This is a genomic window from Streptomyces sp. NPDC102360 (assembly GCF_044766085.1).
In the GTDB taxonomy this organism is placed as follows: Bacteria; Actinomycetota; Actinomycetes; order Streptomycetales; family Streptomycetaceae; genus Streptomyces.
Genome location: NZ_JBIWLG010000005.1, coordinates 222,052 through 239,105, shown reverse-complemented (window position 1 = coordinate 239,105; position 17,054 = coordinate 222,052). Strand labels below are relative to the sequence as shown.

Genomic DNA, 17,054 nt, shown 5'->3' with positions numbered 1-17,054 from the left:
CGTGCCGTACGTGCCTGCCGTGCTGTGCGGCAAGTGTACGGCCGTGCACGGGAGTTGGAGCCCGTCGGGTGTTCAGCCGCGGGCGCGCTGGGTGGCCGCGATGCACAGCAGGACCGCCACCGCGGTCAGCGGTGCCGCGACCGGCAGCGTCTCGCCGAGCAGGGCGACCGACCAGATGAGGGTCAACAGCGGTTGCGCGAGCTGGAGTTGGCTCGCCTTTGGGATGCCGATCATCGCCATGCCCTTGTACCAGACGACCAGGCCGAGGAACTGCGAGCCGACCGCCACCCACAGCAGCCCCGCCACGGCGTGCCCGGTCAGGTGCACGGGCTCGTACGGCAGGGAGATCGCCGCGCCCGCCACGGCGAGGGGCAGGCACAGCACGAGCGCCCACGCGATGACCTGCCAGCCCGGCAGCACGGACGCGAGCCGGCCGCCCTCGGTGTAGGCCGCCGCACAGATCAGCAGCGCCCCGAACAGGAACAGGTCGGCCCGGGTGAGGGCGCCGCCGCTCTGCTGCACAGTGAACGCGATGACCGCGGCCGCGCCCACGCACGCGGCGATCCAGAAGGTGCGCGAGGGGCGGGTTCCGGTGCGTATCGACGAGAAGAGGGCCGTGGTCAGCGGCAGCAGGCCGACCACCACCGCGGAGTGCGCGGTCGTCGCCGTCTCAAGGGCGAGCGTGGTGAGCAGCGGGAAACCGACCACCACTCCGGCGGCGACGACGGCGAGGCCCGCCCAGTGCCGCCGCTCGGGAGGCCGGACGCGCAGGGCCAGCAGGCAGGCGCCCGCGACGAGCGCGGCCAGGGCGCAGCGCACGCTGATCAGGGAGTACGGGCCGAAGCCCTCGAGGCCCCAGGCGGTGGCGGGGAAGGTGAGCGAGAAGGACGTGACGCCGATGGCGGCGAGCAGCGTTCCGGCGAGCCTGCCCGGCCGGACCGGGGGCGCGAGGGCTTCGGCCGCGTCGGGCGAGGTGGCCGTGGCGGTCGGTCGGCCGGCAACTGCTACCCGGTCCCGCTCGATAGCGCTATTCTGTGCTCTCATGCAACAGAGTAGCAGCGTGAGTGAACTGGCGAAACAGCTCCGATCCGAGCTGAACCGCTACTCGGCGGGCGAAAAGCTGCCGTCGAGCCGCTCGCTCGTCGAGCGCTTCAAGGTGAGTCCGGTGACGGTCTCCCGCGCGCTCGCCCAGCTCGCCGCCGAGGGGCTCGTCGTCACCCGGCCCGGAGCCGGCGCCTACCGGGCCGAGGCGCGGGCCTCGGCCGGACCCGTCGGCGACACCTCCTGGCAGGAGGTCGCGCTGAGCGCCGACGCCGCGACGGAGGTCGTGCCGCGCGCGGTCGACGCGGCGGGCGTCCTGGTCACCCTCTCGCCGCCGCCACCCGGCGTGATCGAGCTCAACACCGGCTATCTGCACCCGGTACTGCAACCGGGCACCGCGATGTCCGCCGCCCTCGCGCGCGCCGGACGGCGCCCCGGGGCCTGGGCCAAGCCGCCCGTCGACGGCCTCCCCGAACTGCGTGAGTGGTTCGCGCGCGGCATCGGCGGGGCGGTCTCCGCCTCGGACGTGCTGATCACGTTCGGCGGGCAGTCGGCGCTCACCACGGCGCTGCGCGCACTCGCGCCGCCCGGCGCCCCCGTCCTCGTCGAATCACCCACGTATCCGGGCATGTTGGCGATCGCGCGGGCTGCGGGCCTCCGGCCGGTACCGGTGCCGGTGGACAGCGACGGAGTACGCCCCGAACTCCTCGCGCAGGCCTTCAAGGCGACCGGCGCCAGGCTCTTCGTGTGCCAGCCGCTGTTCCAGAACCCGACGGGGGCGGTCCTCTCGCCCGACCGCCGGCCCGAGGTGCTGCGGATCGCGCGGGAGGCCGGGGCGTTCGTCGTCGAGGACGACTTCGTGCGCCGCCTCGTCCACGAGGACGCGGGGCCGCTGCCGAGGCCGCTGGCGAGCGACGATCCGGACGGCGTGGTGGTCCACGTCTGCTCACTCACCAAGGCGACCTCGCCGAGCCTGCGCATCGGCTGCCTCGCCGCCCGCGGCCCCGTCCTGGAACGGCTGCGCGCGATCCAGGTCGTCGACCACCTCTTCGTGCCGCGCCCCCTCCAGGAGGCCACGCTCGAACTGGTCGGGTCCCCGGCCTGGCCGCGCCATCTGCGCACCCTGGCGGGGCAGTTGAGGTCGCGCCGCGACATCCTGGCGGCCGCGATCACCACGGACCTCCCGGCGCTCGACCTCACGCACATCCCGGCCGGCGGCTACCACCTGTGGCTGCGCCTGCCGGAGGGCGGCGACGAGACGGCGCTGGTCGCGGGCGCCCTGCGCGCGGGCGTCGCGGTCGCCCCCGGCCGCCCGTACTTCTCGGCCGAACCCCCGGCGCCGCACATCCGGCTGAGCTTCGTGGGCGTCGCGTCGACCGCGGAGCTCACCGAGGGCGTACGCCGCCTGAAGCAGGCCTGCGCGAAGGTCCTGGATCCGAATCCACTCGACGCGCACGCCTCCGACCTGTGAGGATCCCGGAATGACCAGCTCACTGCCCGACGGCTACGCGATATCCACCGACCCCGCCCGCCTCGACACGGACCGCGTCCACGCGTGGCTCTCCGAGGACGCGTACTGGGCGCTCGACCGGCCGCGCGCCCAGCAGGACAAGGCGCTCGCCGGGTCCCTCAACTTCGGCGTGTACGACGCGGCCTCGGGCGAACAGGTCGCCTACGCGCGCGTGGTCACGGACGAGGCCACGTTCGCCTGGCTCTGCGACGTGTACGTGGACCGCTCCGTACGCGGCAAGGGCATCGGCAAGGCGATGGTGACGGCAGTCCGCGACCACCTCAAGCCCCTCGGCATCCGCCGCATCCTCCTGGCGACGCGGGACGCCCACGGTGTCTACGAGGAAATCGGCTTCGCCCCTCTGGAACACCCGGACCAGTGGATGGCGCTGTACTTCACCGTGTGAAGCCCCTGCGGCGGGTGGGCCTTTCAAGCTTCCGTGGCGGGTGGGCAATTCAAGCCCCCGCGGCGGCTGAGCCAATCAAGCCCCTGCGGCGATTGAGCAGCGGGGTCCGGGGCAGAGCCCCGATCTTTTGAAGCCCCGCCGGCGCTTGAGGCGCGGGGTCCGGGGCAGAGCCCCGCGGCCTCAACCACGGGGGCCTCCGCCATCCTCGGCCCGCCGGTACTCCGTCACCAGCAACAGATCCTTGGCCGGCCCCTTCACCCGCCACACGGCCCGCCAGGCATCCACGCCGTACACGGTGAACTCCCCCCGGTACAGATCCGCCGAACACGGATGGTCGGCGACATACCGCCCCGCCCGCAGATCCAGGCCATGGAAGAACCGCCCATCGGCAAAGCACACCACGGCCGTGCCCCGCTCCTCACCCGGCACATACCGAAGCGTCCGCTCGGCGGGCCGAACAACCCCACGCCACTCGAACATCCCCGACTCGAAGTGCCGCAGCCCGTCCCCCTCAGCCGTGAAGTCCGTCGTCCCGCTGAACGTCCCCGTCACGTCCGCCGCGAGATCCCGCACCGTCCGCTCGACCCGCCAGCTCCCCGCCAGAAACGCCAACACGTCGGAAACCGGCCAGAGTTCCGCTGCCACGTACACCACTCCGCTCACCTCTGCGCGAACCGTTGACGCGCGTACCTCTGCTCCCTATCTTGCCGTTCGCAGTTTAGGACGCCGTACGAGATATCGAACATCCGTCTAGGGCTTTCGCATAGGGCTGAGGAGTGCGCATGACGCGTGGACGACGCAGACGCTGGAGGACATGGGGGCTGGCAGCCGCCGCGGGATCCCTGCTGGTGAGCGCGGCCGTGCTGCCGTCATCGGCCGCGGAGAAGGGCGGCACGGGGGCGGCGGCCGATGTCACCGACTACTCCGTCACCGTCGACCCGAACCGCTCGGGCGCGGCCATCGACGACACGATGTACGGCGTCTTCTTCGAGGACATCAACCGGGCCGCCGACGGCGGGCTCTACGCCGAACTCGTACAGAACCGGTCCTTCGAGTACTCCACCGCCGACAACAGCGACTACACCCCGCTCACCGCCTGGAGGACGAGCGGCACGGCGAAGGTCGTCGACGACGACGGGCGCCTCAACGCCCGCAACCGCAACTACCTGTCCCTGGGGGCTGGTTCGAGCGCCACCAACTCCGGTTACGGCACCGGATACACCCTCGCCAAGGGCAAGGCGTACGACTTCTCGCTCTGGGCGCGCGGCGACTCAGAGCTCACCGTGACCCTCGGCGACGCCGACGGCGCCCTCGCCACACCCCGCAAGCTGCGGACGCGCGGCGGCTGGGCCCAGTACAGGGCGACGTTCACACCGAGCCAGGACACCACGACGGGGCGCCTCACCGTCGCCGCCACGAAGGACGCCGCGCTCGACATGGTGTCGCTCTTCCCGCGCGACACCTACAAGGGCCACAAGAACGGCCTACGTAAGGACCTCGCCGAGAAGGTCGCGGACCTCAAGCCCGGCTTCGTACGCTTCCCCGGCGGCTGCCTGGTGAACACCGGCTCCATGAAGGGCTACGACGAGGCCTCCGGCTACGAGCGCAAGCGTGCGTACCAGTGGAAGGACACGGTCGGCCCGGTCGAGCAGCGCGCCACCAACGCGAACTTCTGGGGCTACAACCAGAGTTACGGCCTCGGCTACTTCGAGTACTTCCAGTTCGCCGAGGACATCGGCGCGATGCCGCTGCCCGTCGTCCCCGCCCTCGTCACCGGCTGCGGCCAGAACAAGGCCACCGACGACGACGCGCTTCTGAAGCGGCACATCCAGGACACGCTCGACCTGATCGAGTTCGCCAACGGGCCGACGAGCACCAAGTGGGGCAAGCTCCGCGCCGAGATGGGCCACCCGAAGCCCTTCCACCTCACGCACCTCGCGGTCGGCAACGAGGAGAACCTGCCGAACGAGTACATGGCGCGCTTCAAGCAGTTCCGCTCCGCCATCGAGGCGAAGTACCCGGGCATCACCGTCATCTCCAACTCCGGCCCCGACGACAGCGGTACGACCTTCGACACGGCCTGGAAGCTCAACAAGGACGCGAAGGTCGACATGGTCGACGAGCACTACTACAACAGCCCGCAGTGGTTCCTCCAGAACAACGAGCGCTACGACTCCTACGACAGGCAGGGCCCCAAGGTCTTCCTCGGCGAGTACGCCTCGCTCGGCAACCAGTGGTCCAACGCCATGTCCGAGGCCGCCTACATGACGGGCCTGGAACGCAACGCGGACGTCGTCAAGCTCGCCTCCTATGCGCCGCTGTTCGCCCGCACCGACACCGTGCAGTGGAAGCCCGACATGATCTGGTTCAACGACCAGAAGTCCTGGGGCTCGGCCGACTACGAGGTGCAGAAGCTCTTCATGCGCAACGTCGGCGACCGCGTGGTTCCGTCCAGTGCCACCGCCACCCCGTCGACCCTGGAGCCGATCACCGGCGCCGTGGGCCTGTCGACCTGGGCCACCAGCGCCGCGTACGACGACGTGAAGGTCACGGACGCCGACGGGAAGACGCTGCTGAGCGACGACTTCAGCGGTGACGCCGCGCAGTGGAAGGGGTCGGGCAGCGGCAGTTGGAGCGTCCAGGACGGGCAGTACGTACAGTCCGACGCCGCCGCCGAGAACACGCTGGTCACGGCGGGCGACCCGAGCTGGCAGAACTACGACCTGCACGTCAAGGCGACCAAGAAGTCCGGCAAGGAGGGCTTCCTCGTCGCCTTCGGGGTCAAGGACACCGGGAACTACTACTGGTGGAACCTCGGCGGCTGGAACAACACGCAGTCGGCCGTCGAACAGGCCGTGAACGGCGGCAAGTCGACGCTGATGTCCAAGGCCGGATCGATCGAGACGGGCCGCGCCTACGACGTCGACGTCAAGGTCCGTGGCCGCCAGGTCACCCTGTACCTCGACGGTCAGGAGTGGGGCTCCTTCAAGGACGACAAACCGGCGGAGCCCTTCCGTCAGGTCGTCACACGGGACAAGGCCACCGGCGACCTGATCGTCAAGGTCGTCAACGCGCAGGACTCCGCGGCCCGTACGAAGGTCGACCTCGGCGGCGCGGACGTCGCGCACTCGGCGGCGGTGACGACGCTGACGGCGGCGCCCGCCGCCGAGAACACGGCGACCGACCGGCCCGTGAAGCCGGTGACGTCGACCTTCGCGGATGTGTCCGACAGATTCACGTACACGTTCCCGGGGAACTCGGTGACGTTCCTGAGGATCAAGAAGGGCTGAACCTCGCGAGGCGCGCGCTCAGCCGTTCACGAACCGCATGCTGCCCGCGTCGTAGCGGTCCCCGGCCACCTCGCCGGCCGGGGCCGCCGCGTCGATCGCGGCCAGCTCGTCCGCCGACAGCTCGAGCGTCGCCGCCGCCGCGTTCTCCTCCAGGTACTTCTGGCGGCGGGTGCCGGGGATCGGCACCACGTCGTCGCCCTGGTGCTGCACCCACGCGAGCGCCAACTGGCCCGCCGTGACGCCCTTCTGGGCCGCCAGCTCCTCCAGGCGGGCGACGATCGCGAGGTTGCGCTCCAGGTTGCCGTCCGTGAAGCGCGGCTGGGAGCGGCGCAGGTCGCCCTCCTGGAACTGCTCCGTCGACTTGTAGGCGCCCGTGAGGAAGCCGCGGCCCAGCGGCGAGAACGGCACGAGGCCGATGCCCAGCTCCCGGCACACCGGCAGGATCTCCGCCTCCAGGTCGCGCGTCCACAGCGAGAACTCGCTCTGCAGCGCCGCGATGGGATGCGTCGCCTGCGCCTTGCGCAGCGTGTCCGTGCCCGCCTCCGAGAGGCCGAGGTGGCGCACCTTGCCCTCCTTCACGAGTTCGGCCATGGCGCCCACGGTCTCCTCGATGGGCACGTCCCGGTCGACGCGGTGCAGGTAGTACAGGTCGATGTGGTCGACGCCGAGCCGGCGCAGCGAGGCCTCGCAGGCCTGGCGCACATAGGCCGCGTCGCCGCGAATCTCGACCGGCTGCCCGAGCTCGTTCGCGAAGCCGAACTTCGTTGCCAGGACGGCCTGTTCGCGGCGGCCCGGCGCGGCGAGGGCGCGGCCGATCAGCTCCTCGTTGTGCCCGCTTCCGTAGAAGTCCGAGGTGTCGAGCAGGGTGACACCGAGGTCGAGGGCGTGGTGGATCGTGCCGATTGACTGCTCGTCGTCGGACGGTCCGAAGCCGTGGCTCATGCCCATGCAGCCGAGGCCCTGCGCGGAGACGGTGAGCCCGCCCAGGCGGCGAGTGGGAAGGTTCGACATAGGTGCTGCCTCCTGTGATGGTGCCGGTGCCCTACGTGCTCGACCGTATGACTTGGAGCGCACTCCAGGGCAAGCGGTGCGCCCCCGGGTACGCTGCCCGCGCGCCGGGCAGGCGAAGGAACCGGAGATCCACCGGATCCCGGGCACCGACGAATGGATCGGCGCGGGAAAGGTGGAGGCCAGCCAGTTCGGAGACCCGTTCGGCGCGCCCGTCGTCGTACGCCTGGAGCGCGGCTGAGCCGCATGCGCCGCCTCCCGTGGCCGGACTGTGCCGATCACACCACTCGTTGCATAAACGTGCACAGCGACGTATAGTCATGCCATCCAAGAGGAGGGTTCCATGGCGGTACGCGCAGCAGTGGCGGGAGCGAGTGGATATGCGGGCGGCGAAGTGCTGCGCCTGCTTCTCGCTCACCCCGAGGTGGAGATCGGCGCCCTGACGGGCAACTCGAACGCGGGGCAGCGCCTGGGCGCGCTCCAGCCTCACCTCTTCCCGCTCGCCGACCGAGTCCTCCAGGAGACCACGACGGAGGTGCTCTCCGGGCACGACGTCGTCTTCCTGGCGCTGCCGCACGGGCAGTCCGCCGCCGTCGCCGAGCAGCTCGGACCGGACGTCCTCGTCGTCGACATGGGCGCCGACTTCCGGCTGAAGGACGCGGGCGACTGGGAGAAGTTCTACGGCTCCGCGCATGCCGGCACCTGGCCCTACGGCCTGCCCGAGCTGCCCGGTAGCCGCGCCGCCCTTGAGGGGTCCAAGCGCATCGCGGTGCCCGGGTGCTACCCGACGGCCGTCTCGCTCGCCCTCGTCCCCGCGTACGCGGCGGGCCTCGTGGAGAGCGAGGCCGTGATCGTCGCCTCGTCCGGCACCTCCGGCGCGGGCAAGGCGGCCAAGCCGCACCTGCTCGGCAGCGAGGTCATGGGGAACATGTCGCCGTACGGGGTGGGCGGCGGTCACCGGCACACCCCCGAGATGATCCAGAACTTCAGCGCCGCGGCGGGGGAGCGGGTCTCCGTCTCCTTCACGCCGACGCTCGCGCCGATGCCCCGCGGCATCCTCGCCACGTGCAGCGCCAAGGCCAAGGACGGCGTCACCGCCGACCAGGTGCGCGCCGCGTACGAGAAGGCGTACGGCGACGAACCGTTCGTCAACCTGCTGCCCGAGGGCCAGTGGCCGCAGACGGCGGCCGTGTACGGGTCGAACGCGGCGCAGATCCAGGTCGCGTACGACGAAGCGGCGGGCCGCGTCATCGTCATCAGCGCGATCGACAACCTGACCAAGGGCACCGCCGGCGGTGCCATTCAATCCATGAACATCGCCCTCGGTCTCGACGAGACCACCGGGCTCTCGACGATCGGAGTCGCGCCGTGAGTGTGACGGCAGCCAAGGGATTCCAGGCCGCGGGCATCGCCGCCGGAATCAAGAACAGCGGGAACGCGGACCTGGCCCTCGTGGTCAACCGCGGCCCCCGCCTGGCGGCCGCGGGCGTGTTCACCTCCAACCGCGTCAAGGCCGCCCCGGTCCTCTGGTCCGAGCAGGTCCTCAAGGGCGGCCTCGTCTCCGCCGTCGTCCTCAACTCCGGTGGGGCCAACGCCTGCACGGGCCCCAAGGGCTTCCAGGACACGCACGCCACGGCGGAGAAGGTCGCCGAGGTGCTGGAGCTCAACGCCGGGGAGGTGGCCGTCGCGTCCACCGGGCTCATCGGTGAGCTGCTCCCCATGGACAAGGTGCTGCCCGGCGTGGAGACGGCCGCGTCCCAGCTCTCCGAGCACGGCGGCGAGAAGGCCGCCATCGCCATCAAGACCACCGACAGCGTGCACAAGACGGCGGTGCACCAGGGCGAGGGCTGGACCGTCGGCGGCATGGCGAAGGGCGCCGGCATGCTGGCCCCCGGCCTCGCCACCATGCTGGTCGTGCTGACCACGGACGCCGACCTCGACACCGAGACGCTCGACAAGGCGCTGCGCGACGCCACCCGCGTCACCTTCGACCGGGTCGACTCCGACGGGTGCATGTCCACGAACGACACGGTGCTGCTGCTCGCCTCCGGAGCCGCCGAAGTCACCCCGGAGTACGAGGAGTTCGCCCAGGCCGTCCGCGAGGTCTGCGACGACCTCGGCCGGCAGCTCATCGGCGATGCCGAGGGCGCCAGCAAGGACATCAAGGTCGAGGTCGTCAACGCCGCGAGCGAGGACGAGGCCGTCGAGGTGGGCCGCTCCATCGCCCGGAACAACCTCCTCAAGTGCGCCATCCACGGCGAGGACCCCAACTGGGGGCGCGTCCTCTCCGCCATCGGCACCACGAAGGCCACCTTCGAGCCGGACGAGCTGAACGTCGCGATCAACGGCGTATGGGTCTGCAAGAAGGGCGGCGTCGGCGAGGACCGCGAGAAGGTCGACATGCGCTACCGGGAGGTCGTCGTCACCGCCGACCTCGCCGCGGGCGCGGAGACCGCGACGATCTGGACCAACGACCTGACCGCCGACTACGTCCACGAGAACAGCGCGTACTCCTCATGAGCGAGACCCCAGAGGCCCACGAGGCCCACGAGGCCAACGAGCCGAAAGAGACCAAGGCGGCCGGAGCGCGGAAGCACACCGCGCTCCCCAAGGCACAGACGCTCATCGAGGCGCTGCCCTGGCTGACCCGGCACAACGGCAAGACGGTCGTCATCAAGTTCGGCGGCAACGCCATGATCGACGAAGACCTGAAGGCCGCCTTCGCGCAGGACGTCGTCTTCCTGCACCATGCCGGACTCAAGCCGGTCGTGGTGCACGGCGGCGGCCCGCAGATCAGCAAGGCGCTCGACAAGCACGGCATCGTCAGCGAGTTCAAGGCGGGCCTCCGGGTCACCACCGAGGACGCCATGGACGTCGTACGGATGGTGCTCGCCGGGCAGGTGCAGCGCGAGCTGGTCGGCCTGCTCAACCAGCACGGCCCGCTCGCCGTCGGCATCACCGGCGAGGACGCGCACACCATCACCGCCACCAAGCACCAGCCCCGCATCGAGGGCGAGCTGGTCGACATCGGCCGCGTCGGCGAGATCACCGAGATCGACACCGGCGCCATCGAGGCCCTGCTCGCCGACGGCCGGATCCCGGTCGTCTCCTCGATCGCCCGTTCCCAGGACGACTCGCATGTCTACAACGTCAATGCTGATACGGCGGCTGCGGCACTCGCTGCTGCGCTGGACGCCGAGACGCTGATGGTGCTGACCGACGTCGAGGGCCTCTACGAGGACTGGCCCCACTCCGACGAGGTCATCAGCCGGCTCACCGCCACCGAACTCGAGAAGCTGCTCCCGGAGCTGGCGAGCGGCATGGTCCCGAAGATGGAGGGCTGCCTGCACGCGGTGCGCAACGGCGTGCACACGGCCCGCGTCATCGACGGGCGGGTCCAGCACTCGATCCTGCTGGAGATCTTCACCGACGAAGGCATCGGCACGATGGTGATGGCCGACAAAGAGGGCGACACGGAGGGGGAGGGCAACTCATGACCGCTGACCAGGATGTGACGGCCAACCAGGAGTTGACGGCGCGCTGGCAGGGCGCCCTGATGAACAACTACGGCACCCCGCGGCTGCCGCTGGTCAAGGGCGCGGGCGCCAAGCTGTGGGACGCCGACGGCAAGGAGTACCTGGACTTCGTCGGCGGCATCGCGGTCAACGCGCTGGGTCATGCCCACCCGGCGGTCGTCGAGGCCGTCTCCACGCAGATCGCCTCTCTCGGCCACGTATCGAACCTGTTCGTCGCCGAACCGCCGGTCGCGCTCGCCGAGCGTCTCCTCCAGCTCTTCGGGCGGGACGGCGCGGTCTTCTTCTGCAACTCGGGCGCCGAGGCCAACGAGGGCGCGTTCAAGATCGGCCGACTCACGGGCCGGACGCACATGGTCGCCACCACCGGCGGCTTCCACGGCCGCACCATGGGCTCCCTCGCACTGACAGGACAGCCCGGAAAGCAGGACGGCTTCACGCCGATGCCGGGCGACGTCACGCACGTCCCGTACGGCGACGTGGAAGCACTCAAGGCGGCGGTGACGACCGACACGGCCTTCGTCATCGTCGAGCCCATCCAGGGTGAGAACGGCGTGGTCGTACCGCCCGCCGGCTACCTGAAGGCGGCCCGCGAGATCACCCGCGCCACCGGCACCCTGCTCGTGCTCGACGAGGTGCAGACCGGCGTCGGCAGGACCGGGCACTGGTTCGCGTACCAGGCGGAGGAGGGCATCGAGCCCGACGTCGTGACGCTCGCCAAGGGGCTCGGCGGCGGCCTCCCGCTCGGCGCGACGATCGCCTTCGGCGAGACGGCGAAGCTGCTGAAGCCCGGCCAGCACGGCACGACGTTCGGCGGCAACCCGGTCGCCTGCGCGGCGGGCCTCGCGGTCCTCGACACCATCGCGGGCGACGGCCTCCTGGAGAACACCAAGGCCGTCGGCGAGCGCCTCAAGGCCGGCGTCGAGGCCCTCGGCCACCCGCTGGTCGGCCATGTCAGGGGCGAAGGCCTGCTGCTGGGTATCGTGCTCACCGGGCCGCGCGCACCGCAGGTGCAGCAGGCGGCCCAGGACGCGGGCCTCCTGGTGAACGCGCCCGCACCCGACGTCGTCCGGCTCATGCCGCCGCTGAACCTGAGCGACGCCGAGGCGGACGCGTTCCTCGCGGCGCTGCCCGCCGTACTGGACGCGGCCGCCGACGACGAAGGACGAGCCTGAGGAATGGGACGACGATGAGCAGCAAAGCGGAGAGAGACGTGGCCGCGGCAACGCACCTGGCGCATGCGGCGGCGGCCGTGCCGCAGACCCGCGCCGCGCGGCACCGCCGGATAGTGGACATCCTCAACCGTCAGCCGGTGCGCTCCCAGAGCCAGTTGGCGAAGCTGCTGTCCGACGACGGGCTGACGGTCACACAGGCCACGCTCTCCCGCGACCTGGACGAGCTGGGCGCGGTCAAGATCCGCAACACCGGTGGTGAGCTGATCTACGCCGTGCCCAGCGAGGGCGGCTTCCGCACCCCGCAGGCGCCGCTCGGCGAATCGGCCAAGGAGGAGCGGATGCGCCGCCTGGCCGGCGAGCTGCTCATCTCGGCGGAGGCCTCGGCCAACCTGGTGGTGCTGCGCACGCCCCCGGGCGCGGCCCAGTTCCTGGCCTCCGCGATCGACCAGGCCGAACTGCACGTCATCCTCGGCACGATCGCGGGCGACGACACGGTGATGCTGATCAGCCGCGACCCGGCGGGCGGCCAGTCCCTGGCGGACCACATGCTCCGCCTGGCGCAGAACGAGCACTGAGCCTCGCACCACTGAGCCTCGCACCTACGGGGACCCGGCCGGAGGGCCGAGACCCGCGTCCCGGGCCCTCGCGACCGCCGCCGCACGGTCCGGGAGGCGGAGCTTCTGCAGCACGGACGCCACGTGATTGCGTACGGTCTTCTCGCTCAGGGCGAGTCGCCGAGCGATCGCGTGGTTGCCGTTCCCGGCCGCGACCAGCGAGAGCACCTCGCGCTCGCGGGCCGTCAGTTCGGGGAAGACCTGGGCCCGGTAGCGGTCGGCGGCCCCGGTGAAGAAGTCGACGATCCGGTCCGCGACCGCGGGACCGTACACCGCGTTCCCGGCCGCCACCGACCGCACGGCCCGCAGGATCTCCGTACCGTCGGTGCCCTTGAGGAGATAGCCGCGTGCTCCGGCCCTGAGCGCCGTGAACAGCGCCTCGTCGTCCTCGTGCATGGTCAGCACCAGCACCCCGAGGCCGGGCCCGGCCTCGAGCAGCAGCCGGGTGGCGGCCGCTCCGTCGAGCCCCGGCATCGTCAGATCGGTGAGTACGACATCGGGCCGGGTGCGCTCCACGAGGGCGAGCAACTCCCGGCCGTCGGCGGCCTCGCCGACCACCGTGATGCCCTCGGCGCTGTCGAGCACCGCCCGCAGGCCGAACCGGAACATGGGATGGTCGTCCGCCAGAACGACCCGCACCTCCGCGCTCATCCCGGCGCCGCCGGCCTCCGCGCTCATCTCCGCGCCTCCAATGGCAGCGAAGCCAGTACGCGGGTGCCGCCGGGGCCGCTGTCCACCGCGATCCGGCCGCCGATCCGCTCTGCCCGCCGCCGCATCGACCCGATCCCGATCCCGTCGGGCCCGTTCTCGGCCGCGCCCGGTCGTCCGCCCATGACGGAGTCGGCTCCGCTCTCCCCGGCGCCCGGCCGCGGGGCCGCCCGGGTCCGGGCCGGCATCCCGTGCCCGTCGTCCGCGATGTCGACGGTGAGCACGCCGTCCGTGACCTCCAGACGAACATGGGCGTGGGTGGCCTCGGCGTGCCGCGCGGTGTTGGTGAGGGCCTCGCGCGCGATCCGGTAGGCGGCGGCCTCCGTGTCCTGGGGAAGCGGTGGCAGGGGGCCGATGTCCACCGTGACGTCGAGCGGACCCGCGGCCAGGGTCGCCGCGTGTCCCCGAACCGCTTCGGCGAGTCCGTGCCGGTCGAGGGCGGCGGGGCGCAGGTCGTCGAGGATGCGGCGGACCTCGCGGACGGCCGTCTCCGTCTCCTCGGCGAGCCGGGCGACGAGCACGCCGTCCGTCCTGCCCGCGCGCAGCACCTGCAGGCCGAGCGCGACTCCGGCGAGCGCGGGGCCGAGGCCGTCGTGCAGATCGCGGCGCAGCCGGTCGCGTTCGGCGCGGGTGGCGGCCACCACCCGGTCCCGCTCCACCGCCAGGTCGGCCGCCTGCTCCAGGCTCCGTACCACCACCGCAACCTGCGGCCCGAGCGCAGAGAGCAGGCGCCGGTCGGCCTCCCCGTAGGGGCCGTGCTCGCCGGTCCGCGGCGGAATCCGCAGCACGCCGAGGTCCCGGCCGCCCACCCGCAGCGGCAGCAGGCAGTCGTACGCACCATCCGCCGCGTCGCCGAAGCGTGCGGCCACCTCGCCGTCCGGCGTGAGCAGGGCCGCGCCGGGGGCACGCAGCGCGTCGGCGACGGTGGCGAGCACGGCCGGCAGCAGCTCGTCCTCGCCGGCCTCGGCCACCCGGTCGCCGAGCCGGGTGACGGCCCGCACCGGGTCGCGGCGCTCACCGTGCACGAGGCGGTCCACGGCGGACTGGAGCCGGTCGCGCGCCGGAGTCAGGCCGACCGCGACCAGGGCGGCGGCCACCACCCCCGGCAGCGGGCCACGCCCGAGCGTGCTGCCGACGGTCGCGGTGACCGCGAGATAGACCCCCGCCACCACGGCGGTGAGCGTGCCGTAGACGAGCCCGCGCCGCAGCACCACCTCGATGCCGAGCAGCCGGTGACGCACCACCCCGACCGCCACCGCGACCGGGATAAGGAACCCGATGGCCACACCCACCACCTGCGACGGCGACAGGAACTGCGCCGCCGCGAACGGCACCACCACACACAACAGCCAGACCAGCTGCGCGCGTTCGGGAGCCCGGGCCCGCACCAGACGGACCACGGACCCCGCCCACACCGTGGCCGTGCCCGCGGCAAGGAGCAGAGCTCCTGTCATCGCGAGTACCGGCACGGCGCCCGGTGCGGTCAGGGGAGAAGGGCCCGGAGCGATGTCGTCGTAACCGTGCGGATCCAGGCAGACGGCGGCCGCGAGCAGCAGGGTCCCGGCCACCGACGCGCCCAGCGGCCATCGCCACCAGCGGGCGGCGAGCCGTCCCTGCGGGTACAGCGCGGGCAGCACGTTGAACAGCGGCACCAGGCCGGGCAGCCACAGCCCAGCGGCGAGCCACGCGGCCCAATTCGCCAGCGGCCACGATCCGTTGACGACACCATGACCCCCGTACGTGGTCAGTGCCTGCTGTGCGGCCTGGCACAGACCGACCGTCACGACGAGGCGCCCCAGTGTGTTTCCCGGCCGCAGGGCGAGCAGCGTCGCACCGGTCGCCGTCCACACCAGCGCGAGCGCCGCGAGCGGCACCGGGGAGACCACCGAGAAGCCGGGCAGCTCACCGACGGCGGCCGCGAACGCCCCCAGGGCCGCTGCCGTCACCACCGCGACAAGCGCAGGGACATGCACGCGCATGCGACTCAGTGTGGCGCGGCCGCGGCCCTCTGGGGAGGTCCGAGGGTCCCGGCCTTGCCGGGCACTCGTCCCGGCCCGTCCGGGACCCGTGCCCCGTGCGCCCGGACGGGGGGTGGACGCACGATCCGGTGAGCGGCGTCCGGTGACCGGCCGGAGCCCCGCACCGAAGGAGACCGTCATGAACACCACCATGAACACCGCTGTGGACAACGGCAGTTCGCTGCGGAGGACCGCCGTCGGAGCCGCACTGGTCGCCCTCGCCCTGATGGCTGTCGGCGGCTACGTGGACACCCCGTTCAGGGCGCAGAGCGACGGCGGGTGGGGCCTGAGCGGCGGCCGGGGCGTGCCCGGGCTGCTCTTCGCGATCGCCTTCGCCGCGGCGGGCGCCGCAGTGGTCTTCGGCGTGGTGACCCGGCGCGCACTGCGGAAGCCGCCCGCGCGTACGGCCGTCACCGCACTGGTCGTCGCGCTGGTGGCGCTGCCTGCCTCTCTGGTCTTCTGGACCGGGCTGCCGGTGCTGCTCGCCTTCGCCGCCGCGACCCTCGCCCTGGACGCTCGGCGCCGGTCCGGCAGCATGCCCGTCTGCGCCGTCGCCGCCCTCGCACTGGCGGCCCTGGCCATGGCGTCCGCCGTGTGGCTCGCCTTCTCGGGGTGAGGCGGGATACGACGATGGGGACGGCCGCCCCGGGCGGGTGGCCGTCCCCATCGCGATCGCGCGTCCGCGTGATTACTCGGAGGACGCTCGGGAGCGGTGCGACATCCACGCCGCGACCAGCGCCCCCGACACGTTGTGCCAGACCGAGAACACGGCGGCGGGCAGCGCGGCCAGCGGGCTGAAGTGGGCCGTGGCCAGGGACGCCGCGAGGCCCGAGTTCTGCATGCCGACCTCGAAGGCCATGGCGCGTGACGCGGGCTTGCCGAGCCGGCCGAGCTTTCCCGCGCCGTAGCCGAGCGCGAGGCCGAGGCCGTTGTGCAGCACCACGGCGACCATGACGAGGGCTGCGGCCGACTTGATGGCGTCGGCGCTGCCCGCCACCACCACGGCCACGATCACGGCGATGGTCAGCGCGGACAGCCAGGGCAGGACCTTGAGCAGCCGGTCGACGTACCGGCCGAGCACGAGCCGGACGACCAGGCCCGCGATCACCGGGAGCAGCACGGTCTTCAGGATGTCCGTCATCATCGAGCCCGCGTCCACCGGCAGGTACGCGCCCGCGAGGAGCAGCGTCAGCGGCGGCGTGATCAGCGGCGCGAGCACGGTGGAGACGGTCGCGACGGACACCGAGAGGGCGACGTCGCCGCGTGCCAGATACGTCACGACGTTGGACGCGGTGCCGCTGGGCGCGCAGCCGACGAGGATGACACCGGCCGCCAACTGCGGGGACAGGCCGAGCGCGTGGGCGATCGCCCAGCCGAGCCCCGGCATGATCACGTAGTGCGCGACGAGGCCGAGCCCGACGGCCCACGGCCGCTGCGCGACGCCCTTGAAGTCAGCGAGGGTCATGGTGAGGCCCATGCAGAACATCACGACGCCCAGCAGGTAGGGCACGTTGGTGCCCCAGCCGGCGAACGTGCCGGGGGAGGCGAGCCCCCACGCGCCCGCGACGAGGACGAGCACGGGGAAGACGGTGACCGCGAGCCGGGCGGCGCGGCCGGTGGCCCCGCTCTCCGTGGCTGCTCCGGCCGCGGTCTCGGCCGTGTCCTCGGCGGCGGGCTCCGCCGCGGGGGAGGTGGGGGACGTCTGTTCGGATTCGCTTCGCACCGGGCGATGCAACGCCTCGGCGGCGAAT

The 17,054-nt window shown here is 71.9% G+C and carries 16 protein-coding genes; 10 read left to right on the top strand and 6 right to left on the bottom strand.

What is annotated here, in order from left to right; all coding sequences use genetic code 11:
* Positions 1–72 precede the first annotated feature (72 nt).
* Positions 73–1,044, bottom strand: a complete 972-nt coding sequence (locus ACIRHA_RS22000) for a DMT family transporter (protein ID WP_403848205.1) — start codon at positions 1,042–1,044, stop codon at positions 73–75.
* On the opposite strand from ACIRHA_RS22000, the gene ACIRHA_RS21995 reads away from it, so the two are divergent.
* Together ACIRHA_RS21995 and ACIRHA_RS21990 are read left to right on the top strand one after the other, a co-directional pair.
* Positions 1,043–2,512 (top strand): PLP-dependent aminotransferase family protein, encoded by a 1,470-nt coding sequence (locus ACIRHA_RS21995; RefSeq protein WP_403848202.1) that lies wholly within the window; start codon positions 1,043–1,045, stop codon positions 2,510–2,512. The genes ACIRHA_RS22000 and ACIRHA_RS21995 overlap by 2 nt on opposite strands.
* A 10-nt stretch (positions 2,513–2,522) precedes the next feature.
* Positions 2,523–2,957, top strand: coding sequence for a GNAT family N-acetyltransferase (locus tag ACIRHA_RS21990; RefSeq protein WP_403848200.1), 435 nt, complete (start codon positions 2,523–2,525; stop codon positions 2,955–2,957).
* A 180-nt stretch (positions 2,958–3,137) separates the two neighbouring features.
* Here the strand turns inward: ACIRHA_RS21990 and ACIRHA_RS21985 are convergent, their stop codons facing one another.
* Complete coding sequence (locus ACIRHA_RS21985) at positions 3,138–3,602, bottom strand: DUF6314 family protein (RefSeq protein WP_403848198.1); 465 nt, start codon at positions 3,600–3,602, stop codon at positions 3,138–3,140.
* A 137-nt stretch (positions 3,603–3,739) separates the two neighbouring features.
* Here ACIRHA_RS21985 and ACIRHA_RS21980 point away from each other — a divergent pair, with 137 nt between their 5' ends.
* Complete coding sequence (locus tag ACIRHA_RS21980) at positions 3,740–6,247, top strand: alpha-L-arabinofuranosidase C-terminal domain-containing protein (RefSeq protein ID WP_403848195.1); 2,508 nt, start codon at positions 3,740–3,742, stop codon at positions 6,245–6,247.
* A gap of 18 nt (positions 6,248–6,265) precedes the next feature.
* Here ACIRHA_RS21980 and ACIRHA_RS21975 read toward each other — a convergent pair whose 3' ends face one another.
* Positions 6,266–7,258: an aldo/keto reductase gene (locus tag ACIRHA_RS21975; RefSeq protein ID WP_403848192.1), complete on the bottom strand. Its 993-nt coding sequence runs from the start codon at positions 7,256–7,258 to the stop codon at positions 6,266–6,268.
* 76 nt (positions 7,259–7,334) lie between these two features.
* On the opposite strand from ACIRHA_RS21975, the gene ACIRHA_RS21970 reads away from it, so the two are divergent.
* From ACIRHA_RS21970 to ACIRHA_RS21945, 6 genes are all read left to right on the top strand, one after another.
* Positions 7,335–7,496 carry a hypothetical protein gene (locus ACIRHA_RS21970; RefSeq protein WP_403848189.1) on the top strand — a complete coding sequence of 54 codons (162 nt, stop codon included), beginning with the start codon at positions 7,335–7,337 and terminating at the stop codon, positions 7,494–7,496.
* A gap of 102 nt (positions 7,497–7,598) precedes the next feature.
* On the top strand, positions 7,599–8,627 hold the full coding sequence (gene argC / locus ACIRHA_RS21965; protein ID WP_403848187.1) for an N-acetyl-gamma-glutamyl-phosphate reductase: 1,029 nt from the start codon (positions 7,599–7,601) through the stop codon (positions 8,625–8,627).
* Positions 8,624–9,775, top strand: a complete 1,152-nt coding sequence (gene argJ, locus ACIRHA_RS21960) for a bifunctional glutamate N-acetyltransferase/amino-acid acetyltransferase ArgJ (RefSeq protein WP_403848184.1) — start codon at positions 8,624–8,626, stop codon at positions 9,773–9,775. Before argC ends, argJ begins: the two co-directional genes overlap by 4 nt.
* The gene (gene argB / locus ACIRHA_RS21955; RefSeq protein WP_403848182.1) at positions 9,772–10,752 is read left to right on the top strand and encodes an acetylglutamate kinase; all 981 of its coding nucleotides are present in this window, start codon (positions 9,772–9,774) and stop codon (positions 10,750–10,752) included. Before argJ ends, argB begins: the two co-directional genes overlap by 4 nt.
* The gene (locus tag ACIRHA_RS21950; RefSeq protein WP_403848180.1) at positions 10,749–11,963 is read left to right on the top strand and encodes an acetylornithine transaminase; all 1,215 of its coding nucleotides are present in this window, start codon (positions 10,749–10,751) and stop codon (positions 11,961–11,963) included. The genes argB and ACIRHA_RS21950 overlap by 4 nt, the downstream gene beginning before the upstream one ends.
* 14 nt (positions 11,964–11,977) lie before the next feature.
* Positions 11,978–12,538 (top strand): arginine repressor, encoded by a 561-nt coding sequence (locus ACIRHA_RS21945; RefSeq protein ID WP_403848177.1) that lies wholly within the window; start codon positions 11,978–11,980, stop codon positions 12,536–12,538.
* 24 nt (positions 12,539–12,562) lie between these two features.
* Here the strand turns inward: ACIRHA_RS21945 and ACIRHA_RS21940 are convergent, their stop codons facing one another.
* Together ACIRHA_RS21940 and ACIRHA_RS21935 are read right to left on the bottom strand one after the other, a co-directional pair.
* Positions 12,563–13,255 (bottom strand): response regulator, encoded by a 693-nt coding sequence (locus ACIRHA_RS21940; protein WP_403848175.1) that lies wholly within the window; start codon positions 13,253–13,255, stop codon positions 12,563–12,565.
* Positions 13,252–15,264: an ATP-binding protein gene (locus tag ACIRHA_RS21935; RefSeq protein WP_403848172.1), complete on the bottom strand. Its 2,013-nt coding sequence runs from the start codon at positions 15,262–15,264 to the stop codon at positions 13,252–13,254. The genes ACIRHA_RS21940 and ACIRHA_RS21935 overlap by 4 nt, the downstream gene beginning before the upstream one ends.
* Positions 15,265–15,442: 178 nt before the next feature.
* On the opposite strand from ACIRHA_RS21935, the gene ACIRHA_RS21930 reads away from it, so the two are divergent.
* Positions 15,443–15,919: a hypothetical protein gene (locus ACIRHA_RS21930; RefSeq protein WP_403848170.1), complete on the top strand. Its 477-nt coding sequence runs from the start codon at positions 15,443–15,445 to the stop codon at positions 15,917–15,919.
* A gap of 72 nt (positions 15,920–15,991) precedes the next feature.
* Here ACIRHA_RS21930 and ACIRHA_RS21925 read toward each other — a convergent pair whose 3' ends face one another.
* Positions 15,992–17,026, bottom strand: a complete 1,035-nt coding sequence (locus tag ACIRHA_RS21925) for a bile acid:sodium symporter family protein (RefSeq protein ID WP_403848168.1) — start codon at positions 17,024–17,026, stop codon at positions 15,992–15,994.
* Positions 17,027–17,054: the final 28 nt, after the last annotated feature.

Excerpts from the sequence above, each read along its gene's own strand:
- ACIRHA_RS21945 (WP_403848177.1), top strand. The coding sequence starts at position 11,978 with ATGAGCAGCAAAGCGGAGAGAGACGTGGCCGCGGCAACGCACCTGGCG.
- argC (WP_403848187.1), top strand. The coding sequence starts at position 7,599 with ATGGCGGTACGCGCAGCAGTGGCGGGAGCGAGTGGATATGCGGGCGGC.
- ACIRHA_RS21990 (WP_403848200.1), top strand. The coding sequence starts at position 2,523 with ATGACCAGCTCACTGCCCGACGGCTACGCGATATCCACCGACCCCGCC.
- ACIRHA_RS21950 (WP_403848180.1), top strand. The coding sequence starts at position 10,749 with ATGACCGCTGACCAGGATGTGACGGCCAACCAGGAGTTGACGGCGCGC.
- ACIRHA_RS21935 (WP_403848172.1), bottom strand. The coding sequence starts at position 15,264 with ATGCGCGTGCATGTCCCTGCGCTTGTCGCGGTGGTGACGGCAGCGGCC.
- ACIRHA_RS21940 (WP_403848175.1), bottom strand. The coding sequence starts at position 13,255 with ATGAGCGCGGAGGCCGGCGGCGCCGGGATGAGCGCGGAGGTGCGGGTC.
- ACIRHA_RS21980 (WP_403848195.1), top strand. The coding sequence starts at position 3,740 with ATGACGCGTGGACGACGCAGACGCTGGAGGACATGGGGGCTGGCAGCC.
- ACIRHA_RS21975 (WP_403848192.1), bottom strand. The coding sequence starts at position 7,258 with ATGTCGAACCTTCCCACTCGCCGCCTGGGCGGGCTCACCGTCTCCGCG.
- argB (WP_403848182.1), top strand. The coding sequence starts at position 9,772 with ATGAGCGAGACCCCAGAGGCCCACGAGGCCCACGAGGCCAACGAGCCG.
- ACIRHA_RS22000 (WP_403848205.1), bottom strand. The coding sequence starts at position 1,044 with ATGAGAGCACAGAATAGCGCTATCGAGCGGGACCGGGTAGCAGTTGCC.
- ACIRHA_RS21930 (WP_403848170.1), top strand. The coding sequence starts at position 15,443 with ATGAACACCACCATGAACACCGCTGTGGACAACGGCAGTTCGCTGCGG.
- ACIRHA_RS21995 (WP_403848202.1), top strand. The coding sequence starts at position 1,043 with ATGCAACAGAGTAGCAGCGTGAGTGAACTGGCGAAACAGCTCCGATCC.